Annotated in this window: 9 protein-coding genes; 5 read left to right on the plus strand and 4 right to left on the minus strand. The window is 68.7% G+C overall.

Going from position 1 to position 13,347, the window contains the following annotated elements:
• Nucleotides 1–6: 6 nt before the first annotated feature.
• Nucleotides 7–1,539 carry a DUF4331 domain-containing protein gene (locus AC1D2H_RS25100; protein WP_477930545.1) on the minus strand — a complete coding sequence of 511 codons (1,533 nt, stop codon included), beginning with the start codon at nucleotides 1,537–1,539 and terminating at the stop codon, nucleotides 7–9.
• A 139-nt stretch (nucleotides 1,540–1,678) separates the two neighbouring features.
• Between AC1D2H_RS25100 and AC1D2H_RS25105 the strand changes: the two genes are divergently transcribed.
• Nucleotides 1,679–5,041: a S41 family peptidase gene (locus AC1D2H_RS25105; RefSeq protein ID WP_477930547.1), complete on the plus strand. Its 3,363-nt coding sequence runs from the start codon at nucleotides 1,679–1,681 to the stop codon at nucleotides 5,039–5,041.
• 47 nt (nucleotides 5,042–5,088) lie between these two features.
• On the opposite strand, the gene AC1D2H_RS25110 is transcribed toward AC1D2H_RS25105, so the two are convergent.
• Nucleotides 5,089–5,565, minus strand: coding sequence for a DUF6622 family protein (locus AC1D2H_RS25110; RefSeq protein WP_477930548.1), 477 nt, complete (start codon nucleotides 5,563–5,565; stop codon nucleotides 5,089–5,091).
• A 135-nt stretch (nucleotides 5,566–5,700) separates the two neighbouring features.
• Complete coding sequence (gene tyrS, locus AC1D2H_RS25115) at nucleotides 5,701–6,927, minus strand: tyrosine--tRNA ligase (protein ID WP_477930550.1); 1,227 nt, start codon at nucleotides 6,925–6,927, stop codon at nucleotides 5,701–5,703.
• Between the two features lie 224 nt (nucleotides 6,928–7,151).
• On the opposite strand from tyrS, the gene AC1D2H_RS25120 reads away from it, so the two are divergent.
• The 4 genes from AC1D2H_RS25120 to AC1D2H_RS25135 are packed head-to-tail and all read left to right on the plus strand — an operon-like array spanning nucleotide 7,152 to nucleotide 11,860.
• A complete protein-coding gene (locus AC1D2H_RS25120; RefSeq protein WP_477930552.1) occupies nucleotides 7,152–8,537 on the plus strand; it encodes a peptidoglycan DD-metalloendopeptidase family protein in 1,386 nt (461 codons plus the stop codon).
• Entirely contained in the window at nucleotides 8,515–9,630 is a 1,116-nt protein-coding gene (locus AC1D2H_RS25125) for an anhydro-N-acetylmuramic acid kinase (protein ID WP_478012796.1), read from the plus strand. The genes AC1D2H_RS25120 and AC1D2H_RS25125 overlap by 23 nt, the downstream gene beginning before the upstream one ends.
• Nucleotides 9,631–9,683: 53 nt before the next feature.
• Nucleotides 9,684–10,295 carry a fused MFS/spermidine synthase gene (locus AC1D2H_RS25130; protein ID WP_477930556.1) on the plus strand — a complete coding sequence of 204 codons (612 nt, stop codon included), beginning with the start codon at nucleotides 9,684–9,686 and terminating at the stop codon, nucleotides 10,293–10,295.
• A complete protein-coding gene (locus AC1D2H_RS25135) occupies nucleotides 10,295–11,860 on the plus strand; it encodes a fused MFS/spermidine synthase (protein ID WP_477930557.1) in 1,566 nt (521 codons plus the stop codon). The genes AC1D2H_RS25130 and AC1D2H_RS25135 overlap by 1 nt, the downstream gene beginning before the upstream one ends.
• Before the next feature lie 25 nt (nucleotides 11,861–11,885).
• On the opposite strand, the gene mdtD is transcribed toward AC1D2H_RS25135, so the two are convergent.
• Nucleotides 11,886–13,322: a multidrug transporter subunit MdtD gene (gene mdtD, locus AC1D2H_RS25140; protein ID WP_477930559.1), complete on the minus strand. Its 1,437-nt coding sequence runs from the start codon at nucleotides 13,320–13,322 to the stop codon at nucleotides 11,886–11,888.
• Nucleotides 13,323–13,347: the final 25 nt, after the last annotated feature.

The raw sequence follows: 13,347 nt of genomic DNA on the forward strand, positions 1-13,347 counted from the left end.
CCCCTTTCACTTGGTGCCCGGAATGGGCGTGTTGAGATAGGGGAAGCCGCTCAGCAGCGGCACGACGGCCTGGTCGACCGCGTCATGCAGCTTGAAGCTGGTGGCGCCCAGGGGCACGGCGCTGGGCTTGCAGGCCGCGCCGAAGCCGAGCTTGTCGGTGTCGCCATTGGCCACGCACAGGCCGCCCATGACGGCCACCAGCGAGATGTCGACGACGTCGTCCTTGGGTCGACGGCCATTGGGGAAGCCGGCGTTGTCATTGCCCGCGGCCAGGATGTTGCCGACGATGCCCAGGCGGTTCTGCTGGGCGAAGGGCACGGCGGCGATGGCCGTGTTCAGGCGCAGCATCTCCGAGGCCGTGACCGTCTTCTGCTGGTTGACGCCCTTGATGCCGGTCAGGAAGGTCGTGACCAGGTCGTTGCGCGGGAAGTTGGTCGGCGCCGTGTTGGGCAGGGCCAGCGCGATCTCCAGCAGGGCCGGCAGCGTCGGGTTGGTCACGTAGTCGGCGAACTGGCCGTCGCCCGAGGGCTTGGACGAGTTGAACTTGTCCTTGTCCTTCAGGCCGATGACGACCTCGTTGACCAGGGGCATGCCCAGGCGCGAGACCTGCACCCAGGCGCCGCCGGCCTTCTCGCTGGCCTGGTGGCCACTGCCCGGCTTGGGATCGAGCAGGCGGCCCTGGCGCAGGCTGGCCGTCGTCCAGCCGCCGATGACGTCGTCGGTGGCCGTCTTCAGGCAGTCCTTGTGCACTTCCAGCGCCAGCGTCGTGACGTTCTTGTCGCCGATGACGTTGGGCGCCGCATTGATGAGGCTGGGGTCGGTGATGACCGAGACCGGCGCGTTGACCAGGTCGAAGATGGTGCCGAGGTTGACGGCAAACGGGTCCTGGCGCTGGCCGACGAAGACCTTGGCCGGCGTGCTGCAGCCGGGGATGTTGACCGGGTAGACATGCTTGGCCGCGTAGGCCGCGTAGTCGGCGATGGTCTTCTTGCCGATGTTGTCGACCGGCTTGTCGAAGGTCGTCGCGCCGCTGGTGGCGTGCGCAACCGCCTGGGCCGTGCCGCTGCGGCGGTCGCCGCGCACCACCGTGACCGTGTAGCTCTCGTTGAGCTGCAGGCTGGCGTCCTTGACATTGGCCACCACGCCCGACTGGATCAGCGGAATGCCGACCATCTTGCCGCCGACGCTCAAGGACGTGCCGGCACCGCTGTTGGACAGGGTGTTCTTGAAGCGGAACTGGAAGGTGATGTGTTCCTTGGCATCACCGACGTTGTCGACATGGATCTCGTAGAGCGCATTCGGGTCCATCGAGAAATAGTTCGGGCCGCCGTAGCCGTCCTGCAGCGGCTGGTAGTTGGCGATCAGCGTCACGTAGCCGGCGCGGCCGGTCTCGTAGCTGTTGAACATGTAGAAGTCCGTCGCGTCGACCTTGGGCACGGTCGTGATGAAGGGGGCTTCGCGGTGGCTGGAGGCCTGGGCCGCAGCGGCCAGGCAGAGCAGGGCAACGCCCAGGGCGCTGCGGGTGAGACGAGCTTTCATCGAGGGCATCCTGTATGGCAATGCCGGCATGGCATCTGGGCGGTGTTACGCGCCCAGTCGCCCTCCGGATTCACCCGATGTGACGAATCGCCCCCCTTCCCCCTAGCAACACAATGGCAGCCCTGATCAGGAGAGCCCCATGCCCCGCTACCGTCTCGCCGCGCTCGCCGCGGCCCTGTGCGCCACCAGCGCCTGGGCCGGCACCAGCGGCTTCTATCGCCAGCCCACACTGCGTGGCGATGTCGTCTATCTTGTCGCCGAGGGCGACCTCTGGCGAGTCAATTCGCAAGGCGGCGAAGCCCAGCGGCTGACGACGCACAACGGCCAGGAGACCCAGCCCGCCGTGTCGCCCGACGGGCAATGGCTGGCCTTCACCGGCCAGTACGACGGCGGCACCGAGATCTATCTGATGCCCGTCGCCGGCGGCCCGCCCAGGCGTTTGACCTGGGAAGGCGGCGGCATGCGCGTCTGGGGTTTCACGGCGGCGGGTGAAGTGCTCTACACCAGCCTGGACGCCCGCCCCGGCAGCCAGCTCTTCGCCATCGACGTGAAGACCGGCCAGCGCCGCCAACTGCCCGTCGGCCAGGCCAGCGATGCGGCCCTGAGCGCCGATGGCAAGACCCTGTACTTCACGCGCAGCGGCCTGCGCGGCGACAACGCCCGCCAGTACCGCGGCGGCGCCATCGCGCGGCTGTGGTCGCTGGACCTGACGGACCGGGCCGAGGCCAAGCCGCTGATCGCCGAAGGCAACAACGACCGCCGCCCCCTGCCCTACCGCGCGGCAGGCGGCGAGCGCATCGCCTTCCTGTCGGACCGCGACGGCAGCGTCAACCTCTGGTCGGCCAATGCGCAAGGTGGCGACCTGCGACAGCACACCACGCACAAGGGCTGGGACATCCGCCACGCCTCCATCGACGGCACACGCGTCGTCTACGCGCTGGGGGCCGACCTCTTTCTCGTCGACCTGGCGCAGAACGCCGCCGCCAGGAAACTCGACATCGGCCTGGGCGGCGACTTCGACCAGCAGCGCGAGCGCTGGATCAAGAAGCCGCAGGACTTCCTGACCGATACGTCCTTCGCGCCGAACGGCGAGCGCGTGCTGCTGGCCGCGCGCGGCCATCTCGCGACGCAGGGCGTGCAGCAGCTGCGCCGCGCCGAGCTGCAGCAGCCCGTCGATGGCCGCTGCAAGAAGGGCGAGTTCAGCAGCGACAGCAAGAGCGTCTTCGCCACCTGCGACTTCAGCGGCGAGACCGAGATCTGGCGCTTCGCCGCCAATGGCAACGGCCAGCCCGAGCGCATCACCAGTGGCGCCACGACCCAGCGCCGCGACCTGCTGCCCTCGCCCGACGGCCGCTGGCTGGCGCACACGGACAAGGAAGGCCGCATCTGGCTGACCGACCTGAAGGCCCCCAAGGACAAATCAGCCACCAAGGAAGTCGCCCGCAGCGGCCTCGGCGAGACGCCCCAGCTGCAGGGCTGGAGCCCCGATGGCCAGGCCCTGGCCTGGACGCTGTCGCTGCGCCATGCCGACCGCAGCCAGCTGCAGCTCTACAGCACCGCCGACGGCCGCACCCACACGCTGACCAGCGACCGCTACGACAGCGACAGCGCCACCTTCAGCCCGGACGGGCAATGGCTGTACTTCGCGTCCAACCGCAACTTCGCGACGACCGGCAATGGCAGCCCCTGGGGCGACCGCAACACGGGACCGTTCTTCGGTTTCCGCAGCAAGCTCTATGCGCTGGCCCTGCAGCCGGGCCTGCGCTCGCCGTTCGCGGCCAAGGACGAACTCGAATCGGTCACCGAGAAGAAGGCCGACGAGCAGCGCGCCGAGGACAAGAAGGCCACCGACAAGGATCCGACCGAGCGCAAGCCTGATGCAAAGGACACCAAGGACGCCAAGGACGACAAGAAGCCGGCGGCCGACAAGAAGGGCAAGCCAGCCATCGTCTATGAAGGCCTGGCGGCGCGCCTGTACGAGCTGCCCACGCCGGCCGGGAGCTACCGGGCGCTGCGCGCGGACGGCAAGCGTCTGTGGTTCCTGGACCAGGACCTGGACCGCAAGACCCAGCTCAAGTCCATCGCCGTCGACAACCAGGGCGGCCCGGCCGAGATCCTGGCCCACGATGTGCGCGCCTACGACATCAGTGCCGACGGCAAGAAGCTGATGCTGGTGCGCAACCAGGGTCAGGGCGCGCCCGAGGTGCTCATCGTCGAGGCGGCGCCCAAGCTGCCGGCCGAAACCGCCAAGCTGCAGGTGCGCTGGAGCGACTGGCAGATCGCCACCCAGCCACGCGCGGAGTGGAAGCAGATGTTTGCCGACGCCTGGCGCCTGCACCGCGACCACTTCTACGACGTCAAGATGCACGGCGTCGATTGGACGGCCGTGCGCGCCAAGTACGAGCCGCTGGTGGACCGCGTGACGGACCGTTTCGAACTGGCCGAGCTGATGGCGCAGATGGTCAGCGAGCTGGGCGCCCTGCACAGCCAGGTCGGCGCCGGCGACACCCGCCCGGCGCCGGACGAACCGGGTCTTGCCGGCCTCGGCGGCCGCTTCGCGCGCGGGCCCGATGGCTGGCGCATCGAGGCGATCTACGCGCATGAAGCCGAACTGCCCGCCGAGGCACCGCCGCTGGCCGCGCCGGGTCTGGGCCTGAAGGTCGGCGACGTCATCACGAGCGTGAACGGCCGCCCGACGGCCGCCGCACCGCACCTCCTGGAGCTGCTGCGCGGCCAGGCCGGCCGCCAGGTGCTGATCGAGGTCAAGCAGGGCGACAAGACCGTGCAGCGCATCGTCACGCCGGTGGCCCAGACGCGCGAGAACCAGCTGCGCTACAACGACTGGCGCGTCAGCCGCGCCAAGGCCGTCGAGCAGGCCGGCCAGAGCCGCATCGGCTATGTGCATCTGCGCGCCATGGGCGCGGCCGACATCGCCGACTTCGTGCGCGAGTTCTACGCCGCCAGCGACCGCGACGGCCTCATCATCGACGTGCGCTACAACAACGGCGGCAACATCGACAGCTGGATCCTGGAGAAGCTGCTGCGCCGCGCCTGGGCCTTCTGGCAGCCGCGTTCACCCGGCGGCGCACCGGTCTACGCCAATATGCAGAACGTCTACCGCGGCCACACGGTGGTGCTGATGAACGAGGACACCTACAGCGACGGCGAGACCTTCGCCGAAGGCTTCAAGCGCCTCAAGCTCGGCCCCGTCATCGGCAAGCGCAGCTCGGGCGCGGGCGTGTGGCTGTCCGACCAGAACCGCCTCATCGACAACGGCATCATGCGTGCCGCCGAGACGGGGCAGATGGACGCCGAGGGGCGCTTCCTCGTCGAGGGCGTCGGCGTGACGCCGGACATCGAGGTCGACAACCTGCCACGGGCGACGGCGATGGGGCACGACGCGCAGCTCGATGCCGCCATCGCCGAGCTGAAGCGGCGCATCGCCGCGGAGCCGGTCAGGGAGGTGAAGCCGGGGCCGTATCTGCGGCCGGTCAAGCCGTAAAACAAAAAGGGAGGCCGCGGCCTCCCTTTTTTGATGCGCCGGGGAAGTCAGGCCGCGCGGACGAAGCGGTGCACCGCCGTGGCCCGGGCCGCGAAGGCGCCGCTGAACAGCCCCAGGGCCGCGCTCACCATGGCGATGAACCAGACTTCCTGCAGCACATGGGCGCCCATGCCGGTAGCGAAGCCCAGGCCGAACTTGGTCATGAAGATGCCGAGCATCAGGCCCATCGGCACCCAGCTGCCGGGCATGCGCACGGCGGCGCCTTCCTTGGCCAGGCCGCGCGGTGCCAACAGCGGGCCGCCAATGAAGACGGCGGCCGCAAAGGCCGTGGCCCAGGCGAGCACGGGCACCATGTGCGCGCCGAAGGCCGTCGTGACGCCATACAGCGACAGGGCCAGCATGGCCAGGGCGATCTTGGCGAGCATGCCGGGTCGGACGACACGGTCACGCGACTGGCGATAGCCCAGCATGACGAGACCGGCAAGCACAGCGAAGGGCCAGAAGGGGATGGAAGAGGCAGTCATGGGCGGCATCCGGTGGGTGTTGCGATGCCTGGACTGTGCGGATACCTCGCCCTCGGGGCGAACGGCTTGCGACGAATGGACAGCCCGTGGCGGGAATCGCCAGCGGGTGGCGGCGAAAGGCTGTCTGCCGGATGCTCAGCTCAGCACGACCCGCGCGAACTTGCGCTTGCCGACCTGCAGCACATGCTCGCCAGCATCGAGCTTCAGCCCCTTGTCGGAGATCACTTCACCCGAACGGCGCACGCCACCCTGCTCCACCATGCGCAGGCCTTCGCCGGTCGAAGCGACGAGGCCGGCCGCCTTCAGTACCTGGGCAAGGCCCATCGGCGCGCCGCTGAGCTGCACCTCGGGGATGTCGTCCGGAATGCCGCCCTTGGCGCGGTTGTTGAAGTCGGCCTCGGCTGCATCCGCCGCCGCGGCACTGTGGAAGCGCGCCGTGATCTCCTTGGCCAGCATGACCTTGGCGTCCTTCGGGTTGCGGCCACCGCTCACTTCAGCCTTCAGCGCAGCGATCTCGGCCAGCGACTTGAAGGACAGCAGCTCGAACCACTTCCACATCTGCACGTCGCTGATCGACAGGATCTTGGCGAACATGGTGTTCGGCGCTTCCGTGATGCCGATGTAGTTGTTCTTGGACTTGGACATCTTCTCGACGCCGTCCAGGCCCTCCAGCAGCGGCATGGTCAGGATGCACTGCGGCTCCTGGCCGTATTCCTGCTGCAGGTGGCGGCCCATCAGCAGGTTGAACTTCTGGTCGGTGCCGCCCAGCTCCAGGTCGCTCTTCAGCGCCACCGAGTCATAGCCCTGCATCAGCGGGTAGAGGAACTCGTGCACCGAGATCGGCGTCTGGGCCGCGAAGCGCTTGGTGAAGTCGTCGCGCTCCATCATGCGGGCCACGGTGTACTTGCTGGCCAGCTGGATCATACCGGCCGCGCCCAGCGGCTCACTCCACTCGGAGTTGTAGCGAATCTCGGTGCGCGCCGGGTCCAGCACCAGCTTGGCCTGGGCGTAGTAGGTCTCGGCGTTGGCCTGGATCTGCTCCTTGGTCAGCGGCGGGCGGGTGGCGTTGCGGCCGGACGGGTCGCCGATCAGCGAGGTGAAGTCGCCGATCAGGAAGATGACCTGGTGGCCCAGGTCCTGCAATTGGCGCATCTTGTTCAAGACCACCGTGTGACCGACGTGGATGTCGGGGGCCGTCGGGTCCAGGCCCAGCTTGATGCGCAGCGGCACGCCGGTGGCGGCCGAGCGGGCCAGCTTCTTGGTCCACTCCGCCTCTGGCAGCAGCTCGTCCACGCCGCGGCGCGTGACGGCCAGGGCTTCGAGAACGGCATCGGTGATGGGGAATTGCGGAGCGTCGGACATGGCGCATCGGCGCCTGGCAGCTAACCAGACGAAACGTTAAGTTATTGATCCATCGGGGTTAACCGGCATGCCAGGTAGGACAAAGCCGTTAGAATTCACCCTTCGTTTTGGGGGTGTTGTTTCAACACAACCAATCCAGGGATTTTAAGGGCCGCCCACGAGCGGCCTGCGCGCGGAACCGGCTCGGCCGGGATTGCCCCAGCGACAACCCCGGGAAACTGAGAGTGACCGTTCAGAATCGTCTTCAGCAAGTCCAAGCCAGCCTGCAGCGCGCCGAGGCCTTTGCCGCCCGGCACCCGCGCGCACTGACGGCCACCGTCGTCGGTCTGCTGAGCTGCTTTGCCGTGACCGCCTTCGGCATTGCGCCGCTGGCCCCCGATGCCGCCGAGCTGCCCAAGCGCACCTTGGTCGAAACCCTCGCCACGCCCGACATCGAGAGTCAACTCGATGAGCTGGCCGCCCACGCCATCGGCCTGACCCGCGCCGAAGCCACCCGCTCCAGCGACACCCCCGACAGCCTGCTCAAGCGCGCCGGCGCCTTCGACCCCGCGGCTGCCGCCTTCCTGCGCGCCGACCCGCTGGGCCGCCGCGTGCTGCAGGGCCGCGCTGGCAAGATGGTCCACCTGACGGCCGATGCTTCGGGCCAGGTGGAGAAGATCGTCGTGCGCTCGCCCGCCGAGAAGGCCGAGCAGCAGGGAAGTCATTTCACCCGCCTGACCATCGAGCGCGTGGGCAACCGCTTCACCGCGCGCACCGAGACGGCACCTCTGCAGGCCCAGGTGGCCCTGGGCAGCGGCACGATCCGCACCTCGCTGTTCGCCGCGACGGATGACGCCAACATCCCCGACGCCATCGCTTCGCAGATGGCCGACATGTTCTCCGGCGACATCGACTTCCACCGCGAGCTGCGCAAGGGCGACCGCTTCAGCATCGTCTACGAGACGCTGACGGCCGACGGCGAAGCCATCACCTGGGACGGCGGCGTCGGCCGCCTGCTGGCCGGCGAGTTCACGAACAACGGCCGCACCTACTCGGCCGTCTATTTCAAGGACAACGCCACCGGCAAGAGCAGCTTCTTCGGCTTTGACGGCACGAGCAAGCGCCGCGCCTTCCTGGCCAGCCCGATGGAGTTCTCGCGCATCACCAGCGGCTTCGCGATGCGCCTGCACCCCATCATGAACACCTGGCGCCAGCACAACGGCGTCGACTACGGCGCGCCGACCGGCACGGCCGTGCGCTCGGTGGGTGACGGCACCGTCGAGATGGCCGGCTGGCAGAACGGCTTCGGCAATGTCGTGCAGGTGCGCCACAGCGGCGACCGCAGCACGGTCTACGCCCACCTGAGCCGCATCGATGTCAAGAAGGGCCAGCGCATCGAACAGGGCATGAAGTTGGGCGCCGTCGGCTCCACTGGCTGGGCCACAGGCCCGCATCTGCACTTCGAGTTCCGCGTCGGTGGCCGCCACATGGACCCGCGCACCATCGCGAAAGCCTCCGAGGCCGTCACTCTGCCGGGCTACGCCAAGTCGCAGTTCCTGCAGACCGTCGCCAGCGTCAAGACCCAGCTGGCCGTCGCCGAAACGATGGATGGCGTCTCTGCCGCCGACTGACGCCCGCCAGCTCTACATCGGGCTGATGTCGGGCACCTCGCTCGACGGCGTTGATGGCGTTCTCTTCGACGCCGAGGCCCTGGTCGTCACCGGCCATGTGCATGCTCCCTTCAGCCACGCGCTGCGCGACGAACTGCTGGCGCTGAACACGCCCGGCGACAACGAACTGCACCGCGCCGCGCTGGCGGCCAACGCCGTCGCCCGCGCCTACGCCGATGTCGTCTCCCAACTGCTGGAGGCCACCCGCACGCCGCGCGAACAGGTTTGCGCGATCGGCGCCCATGGCCAGACGGTGCGCCACCGCCCCGACGGTTTCGACGGCTACACCAGCCAGTTGCTGAACGGCGCCCTGCTGGCCGAGCAGGCCGGTATCGCCGTCATCTGCGACCTGCGCAGCCGCGACGTGGCCGCCGGCGGCCAGGGTGCGCCGCTGGTACCGGCCTTCCACCGCGCTGTCTTCGGCGCCGCGGGCCGGGACACGGCGGCGCTCAATCTCGGCGGCATCAGCAACCTCAGCCTGCTCTTTGCCGATGGTCGCACCGGTGGCTTCGACTGCGGCCCGGCCAACTGCCTGATGGACGGCTGGATCGCCCGCCACCGCGGCCTGGCCTATGACGCCGATGGCGCCTGGGCAGCAACCGGCCGGGTACTGCCCGAACTGCTTGCGGCATTGCGGGCCGAGCCCTGGTTCGCGCTGCCGCCGCCCAAGAGCACGGGACGGGATCTCTTCCATCTGCGCTGGCTGGACGCGAAGCTCACGCCCGGCCTCGCGCCGGAGGATGTGCAGGCCACGCTGCTGGAACTCAGCGCCCGCTGCGTCGCCGACGCCTTGCAAGCCAGCATGCCAAAGGCCCAGACCTTGATCGCCTGCGGCGGCGGCGCCTTGAATGGCCGGCTAATGCAGCGCCTGGCGGCCCTGCTGCCCGGTGTGGCCGTGCAGAGCAGTGCCGACCGCGGCCTGCCGGTCGACCAGGTCGAGGCCGCCGCCTTTGCCTGGCTGGCGAATCGATTCATCGCACGCCTGCCCGGCAATCTGCCAAGTGTTACCGGTGCAGCCGGGCTGCGCGTGCTCGGCGCGCTGCACCCAGCCTGAGCCGGGGCTCACCGTCGCGCTAGCATGCGCGCCCCACCTCACGGAGTACGCGCTTGAGCCCCAGTTTCCGTGCCACGACAGCACCGGTCGCGGCCGCGTTCTTCCTGTCCGGCTTTGCCGCCCTGGTCTACCAACTGGCCTGGCAGCGCCTGCTGTTCGTCGTCGTCGGGGTCGACATCGAGTCGGTCACCATCATCGTCTCGACCTTCATGCTGGGCCTGGGCGTGGGCGCGGTGCTGGGGGGGCAGTTGGCCGACCGCTGGCCCCACCGCATCCTGGCCGCCTTCTGCGTCTTCGAGGCCTTGATCGCCTTGTATGGCCTGGCCAGCGTGGACCTGCTGCAGGCCTGTGCCACGCTGTTCGCCGGACTGTCGCGCCCGGCGGCCGCCGCGCTGAGCTTTGCGCTGCTGATCCTGCCCACCGTCTGCATGGGCGCGACGCTGCCCATGCTGGTCGCCCACGGCTGGCAGCGCTCGGGCAATGTCGGCGTGTCCACCGGCACGCTGTACTTCATCAACACGCTGGGCGCGGCCTGCGGCGCCTTTGCGATCGGCTTCGTGCTGCTGTATTGGCTGGACCTGCGCCAGGTCGTCTGGCTCGCGGCGGGGCTGAACGCAGCGGCCAGCGCGGTGGTGGCGCTGAACCTGCGCGGAAAGGCTGCCTGATGCGCCGCCTCGCCCTGCTGCTGTCCTTCAGCGTCGGCCTGCTGTCGCTGAGCCAGGAGATCCTCTGGGTGCGCCTGCTGAGCTTCGGCCAGCAGGGGCGGCCCCAGGCTTTCGCGCTGGTGCTCGTGGCCTTCCTGGTGGGCATCTCTGCCGGCTCCGTCATCGGGCGGCGCATCTGCGAACGCAGCACGCAGTTGCTGGCGTCCGCGGCCCGCGTGCTGAGCTGGGCCGCGGCCCTGGACATCATCGCGCTGCAACTGGCCGCGCCCTTGCTGGGCTACACGCCGCTGCGCCTGGCTGCGCTGCTGCTGCTGATCGCGCTGACGGCCGGCGCCAAAGGCGTGCTTTTTCCCATCGTGCACCACCTCGGCTCCAACACCTCGCGAGAAGCGCTGGGGCGCTCGGTGTCCAAGGTCTATCTGGCCAATGTGATGGGGTCGGCCCTGGGGCCGCTGATCACGGGCTTCTGGCTGCTGGACCTGCTGACTGTCGAGAGTGCCTGGGCCGTCGTGGCCACCGGCACCGCCGCGCTGGCCCTGGTCTGCCTGAGCGCCGCACCGCAGCGCCAGCGCAGCTGGTTCACGCTGCCGGCGCTGCTGCTGAGCCTGGGCGCCGTGCTGGTGATCCTGCCCCTGCCGGTCATCCAGAAGGCCGCCACCGATGTGGAGGACACGCGACCGATCCGCCAGCTGATCCAGAACAAGCACGGCATCCTGCACACCCTCGTGCACGAGGACGGCGACATCACCTACGGGGGCAACGCCTACGACGGCCGCGTGAACGTGGACATGACCCTGAACTCCAACATGCTAGACCGGGCCTATCTGATGGCGGTGCTGCACCCCGGGCCGAAGCGCGTGCTGGTGATCGGCCTGTCCACAGGCGCCTGGACGCAGGCGATCCTGGGCGTCCCAGGCATCGAGCAGGTTGACGTCGTCGAGATCAACCCCGGCTACCGGGACCTCATCGCCAGCCACCCCAACGTGGCGCCACTGCTGAACGATCCGCGCGTCAAGCTGCATTTCGACGACGGCCGGCGCTGGTTGCGGGCCCACCGGGAGGCCCGCTACGACCTGATCTTCCAGAACACCACCTTCCACTGGCGGGCCTATACCAGCCTGCTGATGTCACGCGAATACCTGCAGGAGATGTCACGGCATCTGGCCCCCGGCGGCATCGTGGCCATGAACACGACCGACAGCCTGGACGCCTACGCCACCGCCCTCGATGTCTTCCAGCATGTGGCGCGCTACGTCAACTTCGCCTACATGAGCGACCGGCCGCTGCAGCGCAGGCCCGATGCCGAAGCGGTGCTGCGCGCCTGCCGCACGCTGGGCCAGCCGACGTTCCCCGACGCCTTGTTCGCCGAGTCGGCCGTCGCGCGGCGCCTGCTGGACACGCCGTTGATCGAAGCGCGCGACTATCTGCGCCGCCAGCCTGCCGGTGATCCGCCTGGCGTCATCACGGACCTCAACATGATCAACGAGTTCCGGCACGGCGAGCCGCCGCTGTTCGGCTGGCTGAGGCCCATCCTGCCGGCCTCGCCCAACGACGTGGCCAAATGAATCCGGCCGGGCGGCACTCGCCTGGCTAGGCTTCAGGCGGCGACGTCACGGATTTTCCGGGCCCGCTGTCGGCGGGCGCCAGCTGCCAGAAGATGCCGGCCGAGGCGATGGTGATCAAGGCCATGCAGGCGAAGGTGGCGCGGAAGGTTTGCAAGGTCTGCACACCATCCATGCCGAAGTGGGCCGTGAAGGCCGCCAGCACCGCGCCCGCCGCCGCGACACCCATGCCCATGGCCAGCATCTGCACCATGGACAGCAGGCTGTTGCCGCTGCTGGCCATGGTGGGCTCCAGGTCCTTCAGCGTCAGCGTGTTCATCGCCGTGAACTGCATGGAGTTCACCGCGCCGAACAGGGCCAGCTGCACGAGGCGCACGGCCAGGGGCTGATCCGGTGACGAAAACACGAAGCTGGCCATGGTCAGGCCCACCAGCAGCGTGTTGACGGTCAGCACGCGGCGGTAACCGTGGCGCGTGATCAAAGGCGTCGTCAGCTTCTTCATCGACATGCTGGCGAGGGCGACGGGCAACATCATCATGCCGGCCTGGGCGGGCGAGTAGCCCATGGTCACCTGCAGCAGCAGCGGGATCAGGAAGGGCATGCAGGAGCTGCCCAGGCGCGAGAACAGATTGCCCAGCAGGCCGATGCGCAGGGAGCCGACCTGAAAGAGTCTTGGCGAGAACAGCGGGTCCGGTCGGCGCAGCGCATGCAGCCAGTAGGCCGTCAGGCTGGCGAGACCGAAGATCATCAGCACGAGGACGGAGGCCTGGCGCAGGCCCAGGCCGGACAGTCCGTCCAGGGCCAGCGACAGCGCCATCATGCCGAAGGCGAGCATCAGGTATCCCGGCAGGTCGAAGCGCCCCGTGGAGACCGGCGCCGGCACGGGCATGTAGCGCAGCGTCGCCAGGGCCCCGACGACGCCGACCGGCACATTGATGAGGAAGATCCAGTGCCAGGACGCCACCTCGACGAGCCAGCCGCCCAGGGTCGGCCCGATGAGCGGGCCGACGAGGCCGGGGACGGCGACGAAGCTCATCGCCTGCAGGAAGCGCTCGCGCGGGAAGGTCCTCAGCACGACGAGGCGCCCGACTGGCAGCAGCAGCGCGCCACCCATGCCCTGGACGACACGCGCGGCGACCAGACCGGTCAGATTGCCGGCAACCGCGCACAGCACCGAGCCCAGCACGAACAGCGCGATCGCGCCGACATAGATGCGGCGCGTGCCGAAGCGGTCGGCCATCCATCCCGAGGCCGGGATCAGCATGGCCATCGTCAGCGAATAGGCGACGACGACGGACTGCATGCGCAGCGGGCTCTCGCCCAGGCTGGCCGCCATCGCCGGCAGGGCGGTGTTGACGATGGTGGCGTCCAGCGTCTGCATGAAGAAGCCCAGGGCCACCAGCCACAACAGCATGCGCTGGTCGCGGTCTTGCTGGAGGTCGGGCGTGAGCAAGGGAGATGCCATGGCTCAGAAAGCAAAAAACCGCCCG

It is taken from the genome of Roseateles sp. P1_C1_2, from assembly GCF_056406535.1.

Coding starts and splice junctions, on each gene's coding strand:
- AC1D2H_RS25100 (WP_477930545.1), bottom strand. CDS start 1,539: ATGAAAGCTCGTCTCACCCGCAGCGCCCTGGGCGTTGCCCTGCTCTGC.
- AC1D2H_RS25105 (WP_477930547.1), top strand. CDS start 1,679: ATGCCCCGCTACCGTCTCGCCGCGCTCGCCGCGGCCCTGTGCGCCACC.
- AC1D2H_RS25135 (WP_477930557.1), top strand. CDS start 10,295: ATGCGCCGCCTCGCCCTGCTGCTGTCCTTCAGCGTCGGCCTGCTGTCG.
- AC1D2H_RS25125 (WP_478012796.1), top strand. CDS start 8,515: ATGGCGTCTCTGCCGCCGACTGACGCCCGCCAGCTCTACATCGGGCTG.
- AC1D2H_RS25110 (WP_477930548.1), bottom strand. CDS start 5,565: ATGACTGCCTCTTCCATCCCCTTCTGGCCCTTCGCTGTGCTTGCCGGT.
- tyrS (WP_477930550.1), bottom strand. CDS start 6,927: ATGTCCGACGCTCCGCAATTCCCCATCACCGATGCCGTTCTCGAAGCC.
- mdtD (WP_477930559.1), bottom strand. CDS start 13,322: ATGGCATCTCCCTTGCTCACGCCCGACCTCCAGCAAGACCGCGACCAG.